Origin of the sequence: Luteibacter sp. UNCMF331Sha3.1, assembly GCF_900109915.1 — a bacterium.
In the GTDB taxonomy this organism is placed as follows: domain Bacteria; phylum Pseudomonadota; class Gammaproteobacteria; order Xanthomonadales; family Rhodanobacteraceae; genus Luteibacter.
The window spans coordinates 256,059-276,573 of sequence record NZ_FOBU01000002.1 but is presented as its reverse complement, the minus strand read 5'-3'; the positions used below and the strand labels follow the sequence as shown (position 1 = coordinate 276,573).

The 20,515-nt window shown below is 67.0% G+C and carries 16 protein-coding genes; 6 read left to right on the top strand and 10 right to left on the bottom strand.

What is annotated here, in order from left to right:
* Window positions 1-417: 417 nt before the first annotated feature.
* The 4 genes from BMX32_RS09505 to BMX32_RS09490 all read right to left on the bottom strand — a co-directional run bounded on the left by BMX32_RS09505 (window position 418) and on the right by BMX32_RS09490 (window position 6,036).
* Window positions 418-801, bottom strand: coding sequence for a hypothetical protein (locus tag BMX32_RS09505; protein WP_139206707.1), 384 nt, complete (start codon window positions 799-801; stop codon window positions 418-420).
* Between the two features lie 624 nt (window positions 802-1,425).
* Window positions 1,426-2,136, bottom strand: a complete 711-nt coding sequence (locus BMX32_RS09500) for a hypothetical protein (protein WP_089977906.1) — start codon at window positions 2,134-2,136, stop codon at window positions 1,426-1,428.
* 522 nt (window positions 2,137-2,658) lie between these two features.
* Window positions 2,659-5,130: an acyl-CoA dehydrogenase gene (locus BMX32_RS09495; RefSeq protein ID WP_089977902.1), complete on the bottom strand. Its 2,472-nt coding sequence runs from the start codon at window positions 5,128-5,130 to the stop codon at window positions 2,659-2,661.
* Between the two features lie 27 nt (window positions 5,131-5,157).
* Window positions 5,158-6,036, bottom strand: a complete 879-nt coding sequence (locus tag BMX32_RS09490) for an alpha/beta hydrolase (RefSeq protein ID WP_089977899.1) — start codon at window positions 6,034-6,036, stop codon at window positions 5,158-5,160.
* 140 nt (window positions 6,037-6,176) lie between these two features.
* Between BMX32_RS09490 and BMX32_RS09485 the strand changes: the two genes are divergently transcribed.
* From BMX32_RS09485 to BMX32_RS09465, 5 genes are all read left to right on the top strand, one after another.
* Window positions 6,177-6,770 (top strand): TetR/AcrR family transcriptional regulator, encoded by a 594-nt coding sequence (locus tag BMX32_RS09485; RefSeq protein WP_089980168.1) that lies wholly within the window; start codon window positions 6,177-6,179, stop codon window positions 6,768-6,770.
* Between the two features lie 92 nt (window positions 6,771-6,862).
* Window positions 6,863-8,653 carry a phosphoenolpyruvate carboxykinase (GTP) gene (locus tag BMX32_RS09480; RefSeq protein WP_089977896.1) on the top strand — a complete coding sequence of 597 codons (1,791 nt, stop codon included), beginning with the start codon at window positions 6,863-6,865 and terminating at the stop codon, window positions 8,651-8,653.
* Window positions 8,654-8,818: 165 nt separating this feature from the next.
* Window positions 8,819-9,373 (top strand): RNA polymerase sigma factor, encoded by a 555-nt coding sequence (locus BMX32_RS09475; protein WP_089980166.1) that lies wholly within the window; start codon window positions 8,819-8,821, stop codon window positions 9,371-9,373.
* Window positions 9,370-9,792, top strand: a complete 423-nt coding sequence (locus tag BMX32_RS09470; RefSeq protein ID WP_089977892.1) for a hypothetical protein — start codon at window positions 9,370-9,372, stop codon at window positions 9,790-9,792. The genes BMX32_RS09475 and BMX32_RS09470 overlap by 4 nt, the downstream gene beginning before the upstream one ends.
* Window positions 9,793-9,818: 26 nt before the next feature.
* Complete coding sequence (locus BMX32_RS09465; RefSeq protein WP_089977889.1) at window positions 9,819-10,724, top strand: DUF4097 family beta strand repeat-containing protein; 906 nt, start codon at window positions 9,819-9,821, stop codon at window positions 10,722-10,724.
* 124 nt (window positions 10,725-10,848) lie between these two features.
* Here the strand turns inward: BMX32_RS09465 and BMX32_RS09460 are convergent, their stop codons facing one another.
* Window positions 10,849-11,556, bottom strand: coding sequence for a FadR/GntR family transcriptional regulator (locus BMX32_RS09460; RefSeq protein ID WP_089977886.1), 708 nt, complete (start codon window positions 11,554-11,556; stop codon window positions 10,849-10,851).
* Between the two features lie 134 nt (window positions 11,557-11,690).
* On the opposite strand from BMX32_RS09460, the gene BMX32_RS09455 reads away from it, so the two are divergent.
* Window positions 11,691-12,833, top strand: a complete 1,143-nt coding sequence (locus BMX32_RS09455; protein WP_089977882.1) for an aldose epimerase family protein — start codon at window positions 11,691-11,693, stop codon at window positions 12,831-12,833.
* A gap of 43 nt (window positions 12,834-12,876) precedes the next feature.
* Here BMX32_RS09455 and BMX32_RS09450 read toward each other — a convergent pair whose 3' ends face one another.
* The 5 genes from BMX32_RS09450 to xerD all read right to left on the bottom strand — a co-directional run bounded on the left by BMX32_RS09450 (window position 12,877) and on the right by xerD (window position 20,444).
* The gene (locus BMX32_RS09450) at window positions 12,877-13,779 is read right to left on the bottom strand and encodes a DMT family transporter (protein WP_089977878.1); all 903 of its coding nucleotides are present in this window, start codon (window positions 13,777-13,779) and stop codon (window positions 12,877-12,879) included.
* Window positions 13,776-14,630, bottom strand: coding sequence for a glycosyltransferase family 2 protein (locus BMX32_RS09445; RefSeq protein WP_089977874.1), 855 nt, complete (start codon window positions 14,628-14,630; stop codon window positions 13,776-13,778). The genes BMX32_RS09450 and BMX32_RS09445 overlap by 4 nt, the downstream gene beginning before the upstream one ends.
* 11 nt (window positions 14,631-14,641) lie before the next feature.
* Window positions 14,642-18,505, bottom strand: a complete 3,864-nt coding sequence (gene purL / locus BMX32_RS09440) for a phosphoribosylformylglycinamidine synthase (RefSeq protein WP_089977871.1) — start codon at window positions 18,503-18,505, stop codon at window positions 14,642-14,644.
* Window positions 18,506-18,679: 174 nt separating this feature from the next.
* The gene (locus BMX32_RS09435; RefSeq protein ID WP_089977868.1) at window positions 18,680-19,435 is read right to left on the bottom strand and encodes a DsbC family protein; all 756 of its coding nucleotides are present in this window, start codon (window positions 19,433-19,435) and stop codon (window positions 18,680-18,682) included.
* A 94-nt stretch (window positions 19,436-19,529) separates the two neighbouring features.
* Window positions 19,530-20,444: a site-specific tyrosine recombinase XerD gene (gene xerD, locus BMX32_RS09430; RefSeq protein ID WP_089980164.1), complete on the bottom strand. Its 915-nt coding sequence runs from the start codon at window positions 20,442-20,444 to the stop codon at window positions 19,530-19,532.
* Window positions 20,445-20,515 lie beyond the last annotated feature (71 nt).

The window sequence follows — 20,515 nt, the reverse complement described above, 5'->3', positions numbered from 1 at the left end:
TTCGCCTCCCTGCGGAAACGCTCAGCAGACGACGCACCCCGGCTCCCACCGCGCGCCGAAGCAACTCGATGCGCGAGGCGTTTGAACACTAGCTCATGTGGGAAGCCCGCTGGCGGGCGAAGGGCGTTTGCGAAACTGCGGCTCCCGACGTGGGGATACCCACAACACCGACGACCTTGATCCGTAGTGCCTCATGGCGTTTCGGATGTGCCGGGTTTGTTGCACCGAACAGAAAAGGTCGCCGGAGAGGCGCGGACTCCGTCGGAATCTTTTGCCGACACGCTGAAGACAAGCGGCGCAGCCTCATCACCCCGCCAGCACAGTCGGGAAAACCGGTAAGCATCGAGGTCCCTCTTACTAACAAAATAGTCCGAGTCGCCAAGGCACTTGTCTTTCTCGCAGTGGCCGTGCTCGCCCTTATTTGCGCAGCCAACGGTCGTCGTCCCCTTCTGGGAGAGGAAAGTCCTGGCCGAACCAAAAATCCATGTCGCGCCCGCCGATTCGCCAATCGGTCATGTCGAACCCGGGGATCCGATCAGTAAATTCCTCAAGCCCGACACTGATCTGCGACTGAAAATCCTCGAGCTCCAGGTCGCCGACGAGACCACCGAAGGAAACATCAAGGTCGAGGCGTAGCACCTTTGTCGTCGGGTCCAGCGTCGCCACGACTTCTGTCGGGCGCCGATCCTCTTCGAAGAACTGACGGCTGTTCGCAATGTCGTTGGCGCGATCATGGATCAATTTCTCGAGAAGCCGCCATTGCATGGTTGTCAGCGGCGGCGGTTGCACGGGCTCTTCCATTGCGAGGGCTACCGGGGAGACAAGGCACGCGGCTATAGCCACTGCCAATAGAGTGGGCAGGCGCCCGCGCCGAGTCGCGAAAGACGAGATGGCTCGATACATAATGAATCTCCGTGCGCCGCAAAAATGGGCCTCACGATGTTCGGTTCCGCACGACTCGGTCGACAGAGGCGAGACGTCCGTTGCTTAGTACGCCTTGCCGCAGGGCACCGAGGCCGAGCCCACATTCGTGCGACAAAGACGCCGCGCACGCGCCGCTAGCTCGACCCTTTCTGTCGAGATGGGGATCGATTAGAAAAACGGCCTCACTGTTGTATGCGAGGCTGTCGCGAGCACCCGTTCGCGCGCGAGCGCGCTCCCACAAGGGTTTTCGCGCGTTGTGGGGTTCGGGTGCCTGCTTTTCGCATGAGCCGCCGGCATGTCCGAAGGAGGCGTCGGCTGCCGTTTGCCGAGCGACTCCGCAGGGAGGCGAAGGCCGGACGAGGACTTAGCGAGGGAAATGGCGGCCGACGCCTCCGCTCCGCCACGCGCGACGCACAACGCGATGGCGCAGCCGAGCCGGCACGCATGCAAAGAAAAAGGCCGCGATCACTCGCAGCCTTTTCCGTCACACGGTCGAGCACATCACGCTGCGCGGATGGCCTTCATCTTCTCCGCGTTGCTCACCACGTTCGCACGCAGCTCCTCGCCGTCGAAGTCGTCGACCGAGATGAACTCGGCGACGCCATCGCGGACGCGCTGGAGCAGGTCGCGTTCGGCGGCAGGGATGGCGTCGAGCCTCTCGGCTTCAGCCAGCTGATCGTTGTGCGGGTGCGACGTCAGCTGACCGCCATTGAACGCCTTGAGGAATTTGCGCTCCACCGACTCCGCGTCGATCCGTTCTGGGAGCGGAAAGTCCTGGTCAAACCAGTAATCCATATCACGCCCGCCAATTCGCCAATCGGTCGTGTTGAACCCGGGAATCTGGCCAGTCAAATCTTCCATTCCTACCCGAATCTGCGACTGAAAATCCTCGAGCTCCAGGTCGCCGACTAGACGACCGAAGGAAACATCAAGGTCGAGGCGTAGCACCTTTGTCGTCGGGTCCAGCGTCGCCACGACTTCTGTCGGGCGCCGATCCTCTTCGAAGAACTGACGGCTGTTCGCAATTTCATTGGCGCGATCGTTGATCAACTTCTCGAGAAGCTGCCATTGCATGGTTGTCAGCGGCGGCGGGTCCGGGGGCTCGTCCGTCGCAAGGGCTATCGGAGAGGCAAAACCCGCGGCTAAGGCCAATGCCAGTAAGGTGGGCAGGCGCCCGCGCCGACTCGCGAAAGACGAGATGGCTCGATACATAGTGAATCTCCGTGCGCCGCAAAAATGGGCCTCACGATGTTCGGTTACGCACGACTCGGTCGACAGAGGCGAGACGTCCTTTGCTTAGTACGCCTTGTCGCCGGGCACCGAGGCCGAGCCCACATTCATGCGACAAAGACGCCGCGCACACGCCGCTAGCTCGACCCTTTCTGTCGAGATGGGGATCGATTAGAAAAACGGCCTCACTGTTGTATGCGAGGCTGTCGCGAGCACCCGTTCGTGTGCGAGCGCGCTCCCACAAGGGTTTTCGCGCGTTGTGGGGTTCGGGTGCCTGCTTTTCGCATGAGCCGTCGGCATGTCCGAGGGAGGCGTCGGCTGCCGTTTACCGAGCGTTTCCGCAGGGAGGCGAAGGCCGGACGAGGACTTAGCGAGGGAAATGGCGGCCGACGCCTCCGCTCCGCCACGCATGACGCACAACGCGATGGCGCAGCCGAGCCGGCACGCATGCAAAGAAAAAGGCCGCGATCACTCGCGGCCTCTTCCGTCACACGGTCGAGCACATCACGCCGCGCGGATGGCCTTCATCTTTTCCGCGTTGCTCACCACGTTCGCACGCAGCTCCTCGCCGTCGAAGTCGTCGACCGAGATGAACTCGGCGACGCCATCGCGCACGCGCTGGAGCAGTTCGCGCTCGGCGGCGGTGATGGCGCCCAGCTTCTCGGCTTCCGCGAGCTGCTCGTTATACGTGTGCGACCGCAGCTGACCGCCCTTGAACGCCTTGACGAACTTGCGCTCCACCGGCTCCGCCGCGATCACGTCGGGGAGGATCGCATTCATGCGGCCAACGGTGTTGTTCGCGGTCGGCGTCATGTACGTCCAGGTCGTCAGACGGTCGCGGGCCTCGCTGGGGGCCGTAATGAGCGCGGCGACGCGACGACCGAGGCGATCCGACGGCGGCACTTCGCGACGGCCGAACGGGAACACGAGGGCGCGAAGAAGCCAGGCGACGGGGCGCACCGGGAAGTTACGGATCACGCCGTCGAGCGCCATCTGCATCTTCCACACGCACTCGTGGAAAGCCCATGCGAGCAGCGGGCGATCGGCTTCCGGACGACCGGTGTCTTCGTAACGCTTGAGCATGGCGCTGGCGATGTAGAGGTACGACAGCGTGTCGCCGAGACGGGCCGAGAGCTTCTCCTTGAACTTCAGCTTGCCGCCGAGCACACCCATCGACACGTCGGCGCAGAGGGCGAGCGCCGCCGAGTAGCGGTTGAGCTTGCGGTAGTAACGACGCGTGTACGCGTCGCCGGCCGTGTCGCCGATCTTCGCCGCCGTGATGCCGAGCACGAAACTGCGCACCGCGTTGGAGACGCCGAAGCCGATGTGGCTGAAGAGCAGCTTGTCGAACGTGTTCAGGCGCTCGCGGTAGTCGGCGATGTTCAGCGCCTGCATTTCCTTCAGGACGTAGGGATGGCAGCGGATGGCGCCCTGACCGAAGATCATCAGGCTGCGCGTCATGATGTTCGCGCCTTCCACCGTGATGGCGATCGGCACGCTCTGCCAGCCGCGACCCATGTAGTTCTTCGGACCGAGGATCACACCCTTGCCGCCGTGTACGTCCATCGCGTCGGACGCGATCTGGCGGCACCATTCCGTTGCGTGGTACTTGGCGATGGCCGACGGCACGGCGGGCTTCTCGCCGCGGTCGACGGCGGCAGCCGTGGCGCGCGACAGCGCCTGCGTGGCGTAGGTCAGGCCGCCGATGCGCGCGAGGGCCTCTTCGACGCCTTCGAAACGACCGATCGCGAGACCGAACTGCTTGCGCATGCGCGCATACGCGCCGGTGGCGGCGACCGCCATGCGCGACGCACCCGTCGCGTTCGACGGTAGCGAGATCGCGCGGCCGACCGACAGGCATTCGACCAGCATGCGCCAGCCCTGGCCCGCCATGTGCGGACCGCCGATCAGCACGGACAGCGGCACGAACATGTCCTTCGCGTGGACCGGGCCGTTCTGGAACGGGGTGTTCAGCGGGAAGTGGCGGCGACCGATCTCCATCCCCGGCGTTTCGCGCGGCAGCAGGGCGAGCGTGATGCCGAGGTCTTCCTTGTCGCCCAGCAGCTTATCCGGGTCGTACATGCGGAACGCGAGACCGACGATCGTGGCGACCGGTGCCAGCGTGATGTAGCGCTTGTCGAACGTCAGGCGGATACCGACCGTCTCCTCGCCGTTCCACATGCCCTTGGTGACGATACCGAAGTCGGGAATCGACGTGGCGTCCGAGCCGGCGTACGGACCGGTGAGCGCGAAGCACGGGATTTCGCGACCATCGGCGAGGCGCGGCAGGAAGTGATTCTTCTGCTCGTCCGAGCCGTAATGCATCAGCAGTTCGCCCGGCCCGAGCGAGTTCGGCACGGCGACGGTCGACGCGAGGGTCTGCGACATGCTCGAGAGCTTCTGCAGCACGGCGGAGTGCGCCAGCGCGGAGAAGCCGAGACCGCCATAGCTCTTCGGAATGATCATGCCGAAGAACTTGTTCTTCTTGATGAACTCCCAGACGTTCGGCGGCAGGTCGGCGAGCTCGTGGGTGATCTGCCAGTCGTCGATCATGCCGCAGAGTTCTTCGACGGGACCGTCGAGGAAGGCCTGCTCTTCGATCGACAGCTCCGGCTTCGGCTGGCGCAGAAGCACCGACCAGTTCGGCTTGCCCGAGAACAGCTCGCCCTCGAAACCGACCGTGCCGGCTTCGAGCGCGGTCTGCTCGGTGTCGGAGAGCTTCGGCGTGACCTTGGCGAACATCGACAGCAGCGGGGCGCTGATCTTCTTGCGGCGGAAATCGACCAGCAGCAGCGGCGCGGCGATGACGCCCAGCACGATGAGCATGAAGATCATGAAGACCGGCGTCCGCGCGATGAGACCCACGACGAGGATCGTCGCGGCCGTCGCGATGGCCCACGTCCTGAGCGACGTGCGGTGGTAGGCGCAGGCACCGGAGGCGATGAGCGCCGCCAGTACAACCAGGATCGCAGACATGGGTATCACCTCGTTACTGTGGTTCGGTCAGAGTGTTTGCATGAACGCCGCGATCTCGCGCGTGAACGCGTCGTTCGCGTCGCCGGCCACCATGTGCGTGGCTTCGGCGAGTGCCACGTGACGCGCATGCGGCACGAGGCGGAGAAATTCGTCGACGGTATGGCCCGACACCACGTCGCTGCGGGCGCCGGAAAGCAGCAGCACCGGCACCTCGACGCGTGCCGCGGCGGCGAAGAGGCGCGGCTGGTAGCGCTCGCTTTCCTCCACCAGGCCATCGAGCAGCGCCGGGTCCCAGTGCCAGCGCAACCGTCCGTCGGCGCACTGGCGCAGCAACGGCTTCAGCTGGGCCTCCGTCTTGCGTTCGCGACGATGCGGCAGGTACGCCTCGATCGCCGAGGCGGCCTCGTCGTAGCCGGCGAATCCGTCGGGATGGGAGCGCATGAACCCGAGGATACGTTCGACGCCGGCGGTTTCCCACCGGGGCGTGATGTCCACGAGGATCAATGCCGAAAACGGCTGCGCGCCCGCCGGTGCTTCGCCAGCGGCGATCAGGCCGAGCAGTCCGCCCATCGAGGCGCCGACCAGCACCGGGGCGCGTCCGTCGGACGATCGGGCTCCGGCGGCCACGCGCACCAGGTCGGCCACGAACTGTTCCATGTGGTAATCGCCACGGGGCACGTGTTCGCTTTCGCCATGGCCGCGTGCGTCGAACGTGGTAGCAGCGAAACCATTGGCAGCCAGCGTCCGTGCCGCGCCCTGCCAGGCGTGGCGCGTCTGGCCGAAGCCGTGGGCGAAGACGAGCTCCGGCACCCGCGCGCCATGCCAGCGCTGCGTGGCCAGCACGATGCCATCGTCGGCGACGATGCTGTCGTGGGATGACGGGATCAGGGCGGGACTGGCAACCATACGGCCGAGTATGTAGTGGCGAAAGGGCTGCGTCAATACGCCCGCGTACGGTCATGTAACGTCTTCGAAGTCAAGGTCTTATGCAGCACGTGGGGGCGGTGCCCGATTGCAAACGGCGGCGTCTCGGCTACCATGCGTCGATGAACGACAGTTCCAAGACCGAACGGGTCCGCCTCTCTGCCGAAGACTGGGAAGATGGGGCGCTCGCACTCATTGCCGAACAAGGGGTTGGCGCCCTTGCCGTCGAGGCCCTGGCCCGACGCCTCGGCGTCACCAAGGGCAGTTTCTACTGGCATTTCCGCACGCGTGAAGCCTTGCTTCAGGCGGCGCTGGAACGCTGGGAGGAATACGGCGAGCGCGAGGTGCTGGCGGAGATCGAGCGTATTCCCGATCCTCTGAAGCGCTTTCCCGAGCTGTTCCGCCGGGTGGCGCACGAGATGCAGCCGCACCGCGTCTATGCCGCCCTGCTAAAGGCACTGGATCACCCGCAGGTCGTGCCGGTGATGTCGCGCGTATCGCAGCGGCGCATGGATTTCCTCACCCGCCTCTACCAGGAGGCCGGACTGGCGCCCGATGTCGCGCTCAACCGTGCGCGCCTGACCTACGCCGCGTACGTCGGGTTCCTCCAGCTGAACTTCACGCTGGGTCTGCCGCGCATCAGCCATGAAGAATTCGACGCCTACGTCGAGCACATGATCGCCACGCTGACCCCGGCCCCGCGCGACGCATCCTGAACGGCGCGGCGCATTTTGCTGCGCCGTGCCTTGCGAATACCAACGACCGCAAACTACTGTCTCCGCTTGCGTTTAACTGGAGACCACATAGGATGCGAGCGCACGGCAGTTCCCTGGATGCATTGAATCGATGGGTCGACGAGGTCGCCCGGTTGACGGAGCCCGCCTCCATCCGCTGGTGCGACGGCTCGGATGCGGAGTACGCCGACCTCGTCGCCACGATGCTGGCCAGCGGCGATCTCCTTCCGCTCAACGCGGAAACGAACCCCCGCAGCTACCTGCACCGCTCGCACCCTTCGGACGTCGCACGCGTCGAGCACCTGACCTTCGTCTGCACGCCCGAGCAAGACGACGCCGGCCCGAACAATCACTGGATGGCGCCAGCCGAGGCTCACGCAAAGATCGACGCCCTGTTCGCCGGCGCGATGCGCGGGCGAACGATGTACGTGATTCCGTACTGCATGGGCCCGATCGATTCGCCGCTGTCGCGTTGCGGCGTGGAAATCACCGATAGCCCGTACGTCGTCGCCAACATGCGCATCATGACGCGCATGGGCGACGCCGCCCTCGCACGCATCGAACGCGAAGGTCGCTTCGTGAAGGGCCTGCATTCCACCGGCGACCTCGATCCGGATCGTCGCTTCATCATGCATTTCCCCGACGAGCTGTCGATCAAGTCGATCGGCTCCGGCTACGGCGGCAACGCGCTGCTCGGCAAGAAATGCCATGCCCTGCGCATCGCCAGCCATCAGGCCCGTCGCGAAGGCTGGCTCGCGGAGCACATGCTCATCGTGGGCATCGAGAATCCGCAGGGCGAGAAGCACTACATCGCCGCGGCATTCCCGTCCGCGTGCGGCAAGACCAATCTCGCCATGCTCATTCCGACCGAGGGTTATCGCAAGGCGGGCTGGAAGGTCTGGACGGTGGGCGACGACATCTGCTGGATGACGCCGGGCGACGATGGCCGCCTGTGGGCGATCAACCCGGAGGCCGGCTACTTCGGCGTCGCGCCGGGCACCGGTGCGAACACCAATCCGACGGCTCTGGCCACCCTTGGCCACGATGCGATCTTCACCAACGTCGCCCTCACCGCCGACGCCCGTCCGTGGTGGGAAGGCCTTGGCGAAGGCGAGCCGGTCACCGACTGGCAGGGGCGCCCGTTCGATGCCGCCAACGGTCCGGCCGCGCATCCCAACTCCCGCTTCACCGTCAGCGCGAAGCAGTGCCCGAGCTGGGCGCCGGAGTCCGAGGAGGCCGCCGGCGTGCCGATCTCGGCCATCGTGTTCGGCGGCCGCCGTCCGTCCCTGGTGCCGCTCGTGTTCGAGGCGAAGGACTGGGCGCACGGAGTACTCGTCGGCGCCGCCATGGGTTCGGAGACGACCGCCGCCGCCACCGGTGCGGTGGGCGTGCTCCGCCGCGATTCGATGGCGATGAAGCCTTTCTGCGGCTACAACTTCGCCGACTACTTCGCGCACTGGCTCTCGTTCGACAAGCCGGGCGCGAAGCTGCCGAAGATCTTCCACGTGAACTGGTTCCGCAAGGATGCCGACGGTCGCTTCATGTGGCCGGGTTACGGCGAGAACCTGCGCGTGCTCGACTGGATGATCCAGCGCGTCGCCGGCAAGGCACGCGGTCAGGAAACCCCCATCGGCACGGTCCCCGCGAAGGGCGAGCTCAACGCCGAGGGGCTGGACGTCTCCCCGGCCACCCTCGAGGCGCTGCTGCACGTCGATGTCGCCGGCTGGCAGGAAGAGATCGGTGCGATCGGCGTGTACCTCGACGGTTTCGGGGCGCGCATGCCGGAACGGCTGAAGACCGAACGCCTCCGCGTCAGCGAGGCCCTGGACAGGGCGATCGAGCCGCGCAAGGCCAGCGTCGCCTGATCGATCTTGCAGGAGCCGCTATAGCGGCGAGCTCTCCCGGTCTTCCCGGCAAGGGCTCGCCGCTATAGCGGCTCCTACAGTTCGCCCGCCCCCTTAAACCGTTTCGCCCTTGCCCGCATCCAAGCTGGCAAGATGAACGCCCTATGCCTCGCCGCCACCTCCTTCATGCAGCCTGAGCTGCCCGCCGCCTCGTCGGACGACGAGACCGTGCGTGCCGCGGTGGCCGGCGACCGCAAGGCGTTCGAAGCGCTCTACCGGCGACACGCCGATCGGGTCTACGGTGCCGTCCTGCGCCTGGCGGCCTACGATCACGCCCGCGCCGAGGATCTCACCCAGGAAGCCTTCGTCCGCGCCTGGCAGAAGCTGGACGGATTCCGCTTCGAAAGCGCCTTCGGCACCTGGGTCTACCGGCTCGCCGTCAACGTCGCCCTCATGTCCATACGCGCCCGCAACGCCGACCCGGTCACGATCCTCGACGACGAACACCTGCCGGACATCACCGACATCGACAATCCCGTGCGCGCCTTCGAGCGCGACGAACTGGAAAAGGCCATCGCGGCATTGCCGCCGCGGGCCCGTGCCGTCCTCGTGCTGCATGACGTGGAAGGCTGGAAACACGAGGAAATCGCCAACGAACTTTCGATGGCGGTCGGCTCTTCGAAAGCACAGTTGCACCGTGCGCGCGGCCTGCTCCGCCGTGCGCTGGGAGACAAGCCATGAACGAACTCGATTACCTGCGCCAGATGCGCTCCCTCAACCGCCCGGTCGTCCCGCACCGCGATCTCTGGGCCGGCATCGACAGCCGTCTCGACGAGGCCGCCGCGCCCGCCACCGTGCGCCGGCATCGTGCCCGTCCATGGCTGATGGCCGCGGCCATCGCCGGCGTCGCGATCCTCGGCGGCGGCCTTGGCCTGCACTTGGTAGCGCCCGTTCCCGACGGGAGCATCGCCGCCAGCGGACACGCCTGGAAACCGACCGATCCGCGCCTGACCGGCGCCGCGGTCGAACTCGACGCCGCCCGAATGGAGCTGACCCAGGCCATGCAGGATTCCCCCGATTCGGCCGCGTTGCAGCGCCTGCTGCAGCGTACCGAGCGCCAGCGCGACCGTCTGCGCAACTTCGACAAGCAAGCCGGCTAAACGCGAACAGCCAGGACACCACGACCATGAAAACGCTCTATCTCATCCCCCTGCTGCTGGCGCTGTCGATCGGCGAGGCCCTTGCCTCGACGCCGATCAACCTGTCGAAAGAGATCCGCCCCAACGCGAAGGTCAGCATCGACAACGTCAAGGGCGAAGTCACCGTCACCGCCTGGGACAAGAATCAGATCCAGGTGTCCGGCACGCTCGGCGACGGCGCTCGCCCCCTCGAGATCCAGGGCGACGATCGCGACGTCGACATCCGCGTCGACGGCGACGAAAAGAAAGGCAACTGGTTCAGCTGGGGCAACGACTCCCGCATGCAGCCCACCATCCTCAACGTCCGCGTGCCACGCGGTGTCGAGGTGAACATCAATGTCGTCAGCGCGCCGGTCAGCATCGACGGCCTCGACGGCGGCAAGATCGAGGTCGACTCCGTCAGCGGCCGCATCCGCGCCAACGTGCGTTCGCCCGAAGTCAGCATGCAGACGGTGAGCGGCACCATCGACCTCGCCGGTCGCACCGGTCGCGCCGACCTGCAGACGGTGTCCGGCGACATCACCGCGCCGTCCGTCACCGACAAGGTGGATGCCCAGACCGTGTCCGGTCGCATGACCATCGGCGGCGGCCCCTGGAAGGAAGCGAACTTCAGCACGGTGTCCGGCGACACGCAGATCGCCGGCGGTCCCACGCGACAGGGCAAGCTCGACGTCGATTCGATGAGCGGCGACGTGCAGGTGCAGCTGCCCGCCGACACCTCGGCGCACGTCGAGGCCTCCACGTTCAGCGGCGACCTGCGCAGCGACTGGGGTGAGGCGTCGCGCGGCGACGGTCCGGGCAAGGATCTGAAGGCCACGATCGGCGGCGGCGACGCGCGCATCCACATCGAGTCTTTCAGCGGCGACGTGCGCATCCGCGCCGCAGGAAAGTAACCCGACCTCCGTCGTACCGGCGTACGCCGGTACCCACGTCCTCGGCCTTCATAAGAACGAGGACGAGGGTTTCATGCGCGTGGTCGCCGTGGATCCCGGCGTGCGCCGGGATGGCGGTGCAGCGTCAGCCCGACTTCTTGCCTTTACGCATGTTCGCCCGCGAGTCCGCGATCATCGCCTGCATGGCCGCCGCCGCTTCGTTCGGACGGCGGCGACGGATCGCCTCGTAGACGGCGCGATGGTGCGGCAACGCGTACTTGAAGTTCTTCGCGGTGCGTGCCGACATGACGAAGAACGTGCCCAGCGCCGCTTCGATCACGCCGAACAGCGAACTCAGCAACTCGTTGTTCGTCGCGGCGAGCACCGCTTCGTGGAAGTGCAGGTCGGCCACGGCCCATTCGTCGAGCGTCGTGGACTCTTCCATCGCCTCCAGCGCCGCACCGATCGCCTCCAGCTGCGCCGGTTCACGCCGTCTCGCGGCCGCCGCGACGGCGGCCGGTTCGATGATGGCGCGCATCTCCACGAGCTTGTCGACGAAATCGTCCGTCGGCATCGCCGCGCAACGCCAGGCCAGCACGTCGGCGTCCAGATGGTTCCAGTGCCGAGGATCGCGCACCCGCATGCCGGTCTTCTGGCGGGTCTCGATCAGGCCCTTCGCCGCTAGCACCTTAAGGGCTTCGCGAAGCACCGTCCGGCTGACGGCCATCTGCGTCGCCAGTTGCGCCTCGCCGGGCAGCGCGTCGCCGGGCTGGAGCGCCCCGCTGACGATCGACTCCCCGATCTCCTCGATGACCTGCGCGTGCAGGCTCCGTGTCGCCGCCCTGGGTGCCATGACGCCCTCCACTTCCCCGTGTCGCGCCCATCCTATCCGCTGCGCTGCCCCGGACGATGACGCGGCGCAACTTGTCATTTGTCGTACAAATATGTTTTGTTCGCGGAGCCCTCAACGACTGGAGTGGATTCGCGATGAAGAAGGCTGTGATCCTGGCGGCGGCGATCGCCCTGGCATGCAGCGGCGCCGCCATGGCTGGCGATGCGTCGAAGACGTCGTTCGGGCAGACCCCCGACGGCAAGGACGTGACGCTCGTCACACTGAGCAACGGCCATGGCATGACGGTGAAAATCCTCTCGCTGGGTGCCGCGCTGTACGCCCTGGAGGTTCCCGATCGCAACGGCAAGCCGGGCGACATCGTGCTCGGATATCCCGACCTGAAAGGCACCTTCGCGAAGCCTCAGTACTTCGGCGACACCGTCGGCCGCTATGCCAACCGCATTGCCAAGGGCCGCTTCACGCTCGACGGCAAGCAGTACACCGTGCCGGTCAACGACGGACCCAACTCGCTCCACGGCGGCAAGGTCGGCTTCGACAAGGTCGTCTGGACGGTCGAGAAGGTCGAATCCGGCGCGAAACCCAGCGTGACGCTGAGCTATGTCAGTCCCGACGGCGACCAGGGCTATCCGGGCAAGGTGACCACCCGCGCCACCTATGCGATCAACGACAGCAACGAGCTGACGATCGACTACACGGCGACGACCGACGCCCCGACCATCGTCAACATCACGAACCACGCCTACTGGAACCTGTCCGGCGAGGGCTCGGGCAGCGTGATGGACCAGCGCCTCATGATCGCCGGCGATGCGTACCTGCCGACCGACGCCACCGCGATTCCCACGGGCGAGGTACGACCGGTCGCCGGCACCGATTTCGATTTCCGCAAGGCAAAGCCGATCGGTCGCGACGTGCGCGACGCGAAGGAGCCGCAGATCGTGTTCGGCCGCGGCTTCGACCACAACTGGGTGATCTCGCGGAAAGAAGCCGCGCAGCCTCGCGAAGTCGCGCGGGTCACGGATCCGAAGAGCGGTCGCGTGCTGTCGCTGTGGTCGGCGCAGCCGGGCCTGCAGTTCTATTCCGGCAACTTCCTCGACGGCACCACGTCGGGCAAGTCGGGCGGCATCTACCGTCAGGGCGACGCGTTCGCACTGGAGCCGCAACTGTTCCCGGATACGCCGAACCAGCCCGACTTCGGGTCGGCACGCCTCGATCCGGGCAAGACCTATCGCAACACGATGGTCTACAAGTTCACGGTGGACAAGACCGCGCCGAAGTGAGGTCGACCTGGTGGGAGCCAGCAGGCTGGCTCCTGCTGGATGCCTACACCTCGTGATGCAACGCTTCCGCCGGTTTGCGCCGGCGGAAGCGCGGTGCGAGTTCCACCATGTACATCGCGGCCAGCACCAGCGCGCCGCCGCCCACCATGCGCGTGGTCAGGGCATCCACACCCAGCAGCACGGCGAAACCGGCGGCGAAGACCGGCTCGGTCGTCATCACGATCGCCGCGCGCGTGGCCGGCATGTGCGCCTGCGCCCACGTCTGCACGAGCATCGCCAGCGCGCCCGCGATCAGCGCCATGTAGAGCACGGCGATCCATGCGTGCGTGTCGGGCGGCAGGGCCGGCCCGCCGTGTGGCAACGTGATGCCCACGCACACGGCCGCGATGCCAACCATCTGGATCGCGGACATGCCGAACGCGTCGCCCGGTTTCGACCAGTGACCGAGGCCCACGATGTGCAGCGCGTAGAGCGCCGCCGAGGCGAGCGTGAGCAGCACGCCGCCGTCGACCTCGAATCCGTTCAGCGCGAGCACGCCGAGGCCGACGGTCGCGAGCACCACCGCGAGCCAGGTCGTCCACGGCATCGCCTGCCGGAAGAGAAACAGCGAAAGGATCGGCGTGATCACCACGTACATGCCCGTGACGAAGCCGCTGACGCTCGGCGACGTTCGCGCGAGGCCTTCGGTCTGCAGCCACTGCGCCACACCGTACAGCACGCCCAGTGCGAGGCCCTGCAGCAGCTGCTTCCGACTCAGGCGCTTCAGCGGCAGCGCGAACAACACGACCATGACGACCGCCGCTATCGCGAAACGCACCGCGAGGAAATCGGCCACGGACATCCGCCCCACCACGTCCTTGATGAGGACGAACGTGGAGCCCCAGATGGCCGTGACGGCAAGAAGGCCCAGCGTCGCGACGCCGGACCCGCGTGTCGTGTCGTTCATCGCCGCTTCCGCAGCAGCTGACCCGGTATCTTCAGCGCGAAGTGCGTCCAGATGCCGAGGCGCACGAGCGTGCGCACCATCGCGTTGCGTGCCGCGGGATCGTGCCGGCTGAACCACAGGTACATGCTGCGATGCTTGTGCCGGCTGACGAAGACCGGCCGATGCCGACTCGATCCGCCCTTGCCGTGCAGCACACGTACGTCGCCGGCGAGGATCACCTTGTAACCGCCGTCGCGTGCACGCCGGCAAAGGTCCATGTCTTCGCAATGCAGGAAGAACGATTCGTCGAAGCCGTGCAGGCGATCGAAAGCGTCGCGCGGCATCAGGAGGATGGCGCCGGAAACGATTTCCACCTCTTCCGCGCCGTCGGGCATCGGGCCGCGGATGTCGATACCGGCATCGCCCTTGCGACCGAGCTTCGTCGCGAGCGAGCGCTTCAGCAGCGGATCGCGTCGACGCGACGCGGGATCGGGCCGGCCGTCGGCATCGCAGACCACCGCACCCACGATCGCCGTATGGACATCCATGTGCGACGCCATGCGACGGATGGTATCCGGCTCGATCAGGCAGTCGGGATTGAGCACCAGCACGCGGATGCCGTGCGACTGCGCGACGCCGCGGTTCACGGCGGCGCCGAAACCGAGGTTGGCGCGGTTGTAGATCACCCGCACGCGGTCGTCGTCGGCCCACGCGCGGTCCAGCGATTCCGGTATGCCGTCGGTCGACCCGTTGTCGACGATGAGCACCTCGACGGGCACGTCGCTCGCGAGCGCGTGTTCGACGCACTCGCGGGTGAGCGGCCCGCTGTCCGCGAGGACGATGACGATGCTCGTGAGCGGGCCGGCGTTCATCGGGCTCCCGATCAGCCGACCCACACGCGGGCGTTGCGGAACATGCGCATCCACGGGGAGTCTTCGCCCCACTGCTCCGGGTGCCAGCTCAGCTGGGTGGAACGGAACACGCGCTCCGGGTGCGGCATCATGATCGTGACGCGACCGTCCGCGGCCGTGAACGCCGCAAGACCGCCCGGCGAACCGTTCGGGTTCAGCGGGTAGCTCTCGGTCGGCTTGCCGCGGTTGTCCACGAAGCGCGCGGCGCCGTGGCTCTTCGACGGGCTGCAGACGTTCGGGAAATGCACGCGGCCTTCGCCATGCGCGACCGCGACCGGAAGACGCGAACCCGTCATGCCGCGGAAGAAGATGCTGCCCGAATCGAGGATTTCGAGCGTGGCGAGGCGCGCTTCGTACTGCTCCGACTGGTTGCGCAGGAACTGCGGCCAGTGCTTCGCGTCGGGGATGATGTCCTTGAGGCCGGACATCATCTGGCACCCGTTGCACACGCCGAGCGCGAACTTGCTGCCATCCTCGAAGAACCGCGCGAACTGTTCGCGCAGCGCGTCGTTGTAGAGGATCGACGTCGCCCAGCCGCGACCCGCGCCCAGGACGTCGCCGTACGAGAAGCCGCCGCAGGCCGCGAGGCCGATGAAGTCCTTCAGGTGGTGGCGGCCGGTCGCGAGATCGGTCATGTGGATGTCGACCGCGTCGAACCCGGCGCGGCTGAAGGCCGCCGCCATCTCCACCTGCCCGTTGACGCCCTGCTCGCGCAGGATCGCCACGCGCGGACGCTTCGCCGTCGCGATGTACGGCGCGGCGATGTCGTCGGCCGGGTCGAACGTGAGCTTCGGCGAGATGCCCGGATCGGCATCGTCGAGGCGCCACTCGTTCTCCTGGTCGGCGCTCAGCGGATTGTCGCGCAGGCGCTGCATCGCGTAGCTGGTTTCGTTCCAGGCGCGGAAGAGCTCGGTCCAGTTCCACTTGAACGCGGTCTCGCCGCCGAGGTGAAGCTTGATGCCGAGCTTTTCCTTCGGGCGGCCGACGTTGTGCGTCATGCCGGCGAGGTTGTGCTTGACCAGCAGGGCTTCGAACGCCTCGCGATTCGCGGCGGCGACCTGCACCACGGCGCCCAGCTCTTCGTTGAAGAGCGCGCGCAGCGTGGCTTCCGCCCAGCCGTCGAGACGCAGCTCGAGGCCGCAACGGCCCGCGAAGGCCATTTCAAGCAGCGTGACGATGGCACCGCCGTCCGAACGATCGTGGTACGCCAGCAGCAGACCGCCCTGGTTGGCTTCCTGGATCAGTTCGAACATCGCGCGCAGGCGCTTCGCGTCGTCGAGATCCGGCGGCACGCCGCCGCCGCGGTTGAACACCTGGGTGAGCGCCGAACCGCCGAGACGGTCGCGGCCCGCGCCGAGGTCGATCAGCCACAGGTCGGTGTCGCCGCGATCAAGCTTCAGCTGGGGCGTGAGCGTGCGGCGCACGTCGTCCACGCGCGCGAAGCCGGTGATCACCAGCGACACCGGCGACACCGTCTTCTGCGCCTTGCCGTTGTCGTCGGTCCACACCGTCTGCATGGACAGGGAGTCCTTGCCGACCGGGATGGCGATGTCGAGCGACGGGCACAGTTCGATACCCACGGCCTTGACCGCGTCGAACAGCGCGGCGTCTTCGCCCGGGTGGTTCACGGCGGCCATCCAGTTGGCGGACAGGCGCACTTCGTCCAGCTTGATGGATGCCGCGGCGAGGTTCGTGATCGCCTCGCCCACCGCCATGCGCGCGGCGTCGGCGCTCGAGAGCAGCGCCACCGGCGCACGCTCGGCCATGGCCATCGCCTCGCCGGTGTAGCCCTCGAAGTCGGTCATGGTGACCGCGACGTCGGCGACAGGCACCTGCCACGGACCGACCATCGGATCGCGGGCGTTGAGGCCGCCGACCGTGCGATCGCCGATCGTGATGAGGAAGTTCTTGCTGCCCACGGCCGGCAGGCGCAGGACGCGCATCAGCGCCTCGTCCATGCCGATGCCGGTGAGGTCCGCCACGAGGTCGACGCGCGGCTTGACGCGCTTCGCATCGCGATGCATGCGCGGAGGCTTGCCGAACAGCACGTCCATGCGCAGGTCGATCACCGTGATGTCGCGACGCGTGTCGCGCACGATGAGGCGCGGCTCTTCCGTGGCGTCGCCGACCACCGCGAACGGGCAGCGCTCGCGTGCACAGAAGGATTCGAAGAGCTCGAGGTCTTCGGCACCGATCGCGAGCACGTAGCGCTCCTGCGACTCGTTGCTCCACACCTGCATGGGCGACAGCGTCGGGTCGTCGCACGGCAGCTTCGACAGGTCGATGATGCCGCCGACGTCGGCGTCGTTGAGGATCTCGGGGATGGCGTTGGACACGCCGCCCGCGCCGACATCGTGGATGCTGACGATCGGGTTGTGGTCGCCGCGCGCCCAGCACGCGTCGATCACCTGCTGGCAGCGACGTTCCATTTCCGCGTTGTCGCGCTGCACGGAGGCGAAGTCGAGCTCCGCGCTCGACGTGCCGGACGCGACCGACGAGGCCGCGCCGCCGCCGAGGCCGATGAGCATCGCCGGGCCACCGAGCACGATCACCTTGTCGCCGGGGCGTACCTTGCGCTTCTGCACGTGGTCCGGGCGGATCGCGGCGAGGCCGCCGGCGATCATGATCGGCTTGTCGTAGCCGCGCCGGACGCCCTTCTCGCCGGTTTCCTGCTCGAAGGTGCGGAAATAGCCGCCCAGCGCGGGGCGGCCGAATTCGTTGTTGAACGCCGCGGCGCCGAGCGGGCCGTCGCGCATGATCTCGAACGCGGACGCCATGCGCGGCGGCAGCGGGCGGTCCTTCTCCCACGGACGCGGCAGGCCGGGAATGCGCAGGTGCGACACCGAGAAACCGGTGAGGCCGGCCTTCGGCTTGCCACCGCGACCGGTCGCACCCTCGTCGCGGATCTCGCCGCCGGCGCCGGTGGCGGCACCGGGCCACGGCGCGATGGCCGTGGGATGGTTGTGCGTCTCGACCTTGATCGCGTACGGCGCGGCTTCGGACACGGTACGGAACACGCCGTCTTCCGGGCTCACGAACAGGCGCTTGCCCTCGTAGCCTTCGATAACGGCGGCGTTGTCGTGGTACGCCGAAAGCGTGTGCGCGGGCGACTTCTGGTGCGTGTTCTTGATCATGCCGAACAGCGACGACTCCTGCGTCGCGCCGTCGAGCGTCCACGTGGCGTTGAACACCTTATGGCGGCAGTGCTCCGAGTTCGCCTGCGCGAACATCATCAGCTCGGCGTCGGTGGGCGCGCGGCCCATTTCCGCGTAGCGGTCCGCGAGGTAATCGATCTCGTCGTCGGCCAGCGCGAGCCCGAGCTCGGCGTTGGCGGCGGCCAGCGCGGCGCGCGCATCGCTGCCGAGTTCGACGTGGCCGAGCGGGCCGGGTTCACCGGCGAGGAACAGGCCGGCGGCCTGATCGAGCGAGGCCAGCGGCGACTGCACCATCGGATCGCAGAACGCAGCCATCACCGCGGCGTACGACGGATCGGTGGCGTCGGGCATGCCGGTGACGCGCCAGGCCGTGCCACGCTCCACGCGGCGGACATCGAAGCCGGCACCGTGGAGGATGTCGGTGGCCTTGCTCGACCACGGCGAGATCGTGCCGAGGCGCGGCACGACCCAGAACGTGGCGTCTTCCGGCGCGGCGCTCTTCGCTTCCAGCACGGCGAGCAGGCGCGAACGCGCGTCGCCTTCCGGCGGCACGGCGGCGTCGACGAAGTAAGTGAACCAGGCGGCCTGCACCCGCGTCCCGTGATGCAGGGCATCCAGGTGGGCGTTCAGTCGTTCGAGTCGGAAAGGCGAGAGGGCGCTCTGCCCGTCGAGTGCGATCATGCGGGGGAAAAGGCGCTAAAGGAAAACGCCCATTCTACATGATGTTGCGCGGCAGCATCGGGGTGGGTTCCGGGATGCCCCCCCGGCGCGGCAGTCCGGTGGGAGCCAGCCTGCTGGCGATGGGAGCTCGTGGCAAGCTCCCATCGCCAGCAGGCTGGCTCCCACCAGAGCAGCTCAGCCCCCGCGGCGGTTCGCGGTGCCGGGAGGGGCGTTCAGTGCCTGGAGCAGCTGGGCCGGGGTCACGTAACCCCCGACCACGTCGCCGTTCTCGGTGACGATGGTCGGGGTGCCGTTCACACCCAGGCGCTCGCCCAGCTCGAATTCGTCCTTCACCGGGTTGGCGCAGGTGGCGGCCTTGGGCGAGCCGCCCTTCATGGCGTCGTTGAAGGCGTTCTTGCGGTCGGCGCTGCACCAGACCGACACGGCCTTGGTGTACGACGGGGTGTCGTTGCCCGCCGTGGTCTTCACGCCCTCGCGCGGCCAGAACACGTATTCGACCGCGATGCCCTGCTTGTTGAATTCGTCGATATGCGCGTGCAGCTGGCGGCAGAACCCGCAGTCGACGTCGGTGAACACCGTGATCGTGTGCTTCGGGTTGGCCGGCGCGTAGATGAGGCGCTGCGAGGCCGGGACCTTGGCGAGTTCGGTCTTGCGCGTGGCCGCCCAGCTGGCGGCGCTGAGGTCCGTGCGGTTCTTCAGGTCGATCAGGTTGCCGTTGAGCATGTAGCGGCCGTCGGTGGTCACGTAGACCATGCGACCCGACGCCACGACCTGGAAGAAGCCGGGCATGGGCGCCGGCGCGATGCTGTCCACTTTGATGCCGGGGCCGAGGCCTTCGACCGCGGCGCGGGCGGCCTTGTCGTCATCGGCGGCGCAGGCCGTCATGGCGAACGCGCCAGCCACGAGGGCAGGCAGGAATGTCTTCAACATCGGTACGACTCCATGGATACCGGGGGAAAGAGGAACGACTTGGATCGCCGTTCGTCCGTTCGGTTCCCCGATTGTGGCACAGGGCGCCAGCCGCCTACCCGCGCGGATGGTGCTGCGCGTGAAGGCGCTTCAGGCCTTCTTTAGCGACCAGCGTGTAGATCTGCGTGGTACTGAGCGCACTGTGGCCAAGCAGCATCTGGAGCGCGCGAAGGTCCGCGCCGTGGTTGAGCAGATGCGTGGCGAACGAATGCCGGAGCACGTGCGGGCTCACGCGTTTCGCCGGGATACCGACCTGCACCGCGTAACGCTTCACCAGCGTCCAGAACATCTGCCGCGTCATCGCGTCGCCCCGGCGCGAGAGGAAGAGCGCCACCGGCTGCCCATGGCCCTTCGCGAGACCTGGCCGCGCCTCGCGCAGATAGGCCTCGACATGCGCCAGCGCTTCCTCGCCCACGGGCACGAGACGGTCCTTGCCGCCCTTGCCCGTGACGCGCACGACACCTTGTCGCGTGTTGAGCCCGGCGAGGGGAAGGTCGACGAGTTCCGATACCCGCAAGCCAGAGGAGTACATCAATTCGAGCATCGCACGGTCGCGCAGACCCAGCGGTGTCGCGACGTCGGGAGACACGATCAGGGCCTCGACCTCGCGCTCGGCGAGCGCCTTCGGCAGGCCGCGCGGCATGCGCGGCCGCTGCATCAGCAAGGTCGGGTCTTCCTTGCGTCCCTCGTCGCGCGCGCGCTGCGCGTAGAAGCGCCGGAACGCGGACTGCCGCCGCGCCATGCTGCGCACCGAGACGGGCTGGCTGCCATGGTAGGCGGAAAGGTCGTCGCGCCCGGCGGTGTCCAGCGTGCGACCGCGTGATTCCAGCCAGCGCGACAGCTGGCGCAGATCGCGCCGGTACGCTTCGAGCGTGCGATCGGCGAGGCCATCCTCGGCCCAGATGCGCTCGATGAAGCGTTCGATGAGGCGATCGTCGGCGGTGGACGAGACGGTTTCGATATCGGACATGCCGCCGATGTTCGCACGGTGGGAGCCAGCCTGCTGGCGAAGGGTGCTCGCCGCAAGCACCCTTCGCCAGC

What these genes read in the sequence shown, in the direction of transcription:
- BMX32_RS09505 (WP_139206707.1), bottom strand. Translation starts at nt 801, where the DNA reads ATGGAAGAGCCCGTGCAACCGCCGCCGCTGACAACCATGCAATGGCGG.
- BMX32_RS09455 (WP_089977882.1), top strand. Translation starts at nt 11,691, where the DNA reads ATGAAGAAGGCTGTGATCCTGGCGGCGGCGATCGCCCTGGCATGCAGC.
- BMX32_RS09445 (WP_089977874.1), bottom strand. Translation starts at nt 14,630, where the DNA reads ATGAACGCCGGCCCGCTCACGAGCATCGTCATCGTCCTCGCGGACAGC.
- BMX32_RS09500 (WP_089977906.1), bottom strand. Translation starts at nt 2,136, where the DNA reads ATGTATCGAGCCATCTCGTCTTTCGCGAGTCGGCGCGGGCGCCTGCCC.
- BMX32_RS09435 (WP_089977868.1), bottom strand. Translation starts at nt 19,435, where the DNA reads ATGTTGAAGACATTCCTGCCTGCCCTCGTGGCTGGCGCGTTCGCCATG.
- BMX32_RS09490 (WP_089977899.1), bottom strand. Translation starts at nt 6,036, where the DNA reads ATGGTTGCCAGTCCCGCCCTGATCCCGTCATCCCACGACAGCATCGTC.
- purL (WP_089977871.1), bottom strand. Translation starts at nt 18,505, where the DNA reads ATGATCGCACTCGACGGGCAGAGCGCCCTCTCGCCTTTCCGACTCGAA.
- BMX32_RS09465 (WP_089977889.1), top strand. Translation starts at nt 9,819, where the DNA reads ATGAAAACGCTCTATCTCATCCCCCTGCTGCTGGCGCTGTCGATCGGC.
- BMX32_RS09460 (WP_089977886.1), bottom strand. Translation starts at nt 11,556, where the DNA reads ATGGCACCCAGGGCGGCGACACGGAGCCTGCACGCGCAGGTCATCGAG.
- BMX32_RS09475 (WP_089980166.1), top strand. Translation starts at nt 8,819, where the DNA reads ATGCAGCCTGAGCTGCCCGCCGCCTCGTCGGACGACGAGACCGTGCGT.
- xerD (WP_089980164.1), bottom strand. Translation starts at nt 20,444, where the DNA reads ATGTCCGATATCGAAACCGTCTCGTCCACCGCCGACGATCGCCTCATC.
- BMX32_RS09485 (WP_089980168.1), top strand. Translation starts at nt 6,177, where the DNA reads ATGAACGACAGTTCCAAGACCGAACGGGTCCGCCTCTCTGCCGAAGAC.
- BMX32_RS09450 (WP_089977878.1), bottom strand. Translation starts at nt 13,779, where the DNA reads ATGAACGACACGACACGCGGGTCCGGCGTCGCGACGCTGGGCCTTCTT.
- BMX32_RS09470 (WP_089977892.1), top strand. Translation starts at nt 9,370, where the DNA reads ATGAACGAACTCGATTACCTGCGCCAGATGCGCTCCCTCAACCGCCCG.
- BMX32_RS09495 (WP_089977902.1), bottom strand. Translation starts at nt 5,130, where the DNA reads ATGTCTGCGATCCTGGTTGTACTGGCGGCGCTCATCGCCTCCGGTGCC.
- BMX32_RS09480 (WP_089977896.1), top strand. Translation starts at nt 6,863, where the DNA reads ATGCGAGCGCACGGCAGTTCCCTGGATGCATTGAATCGATGGGTCGAC.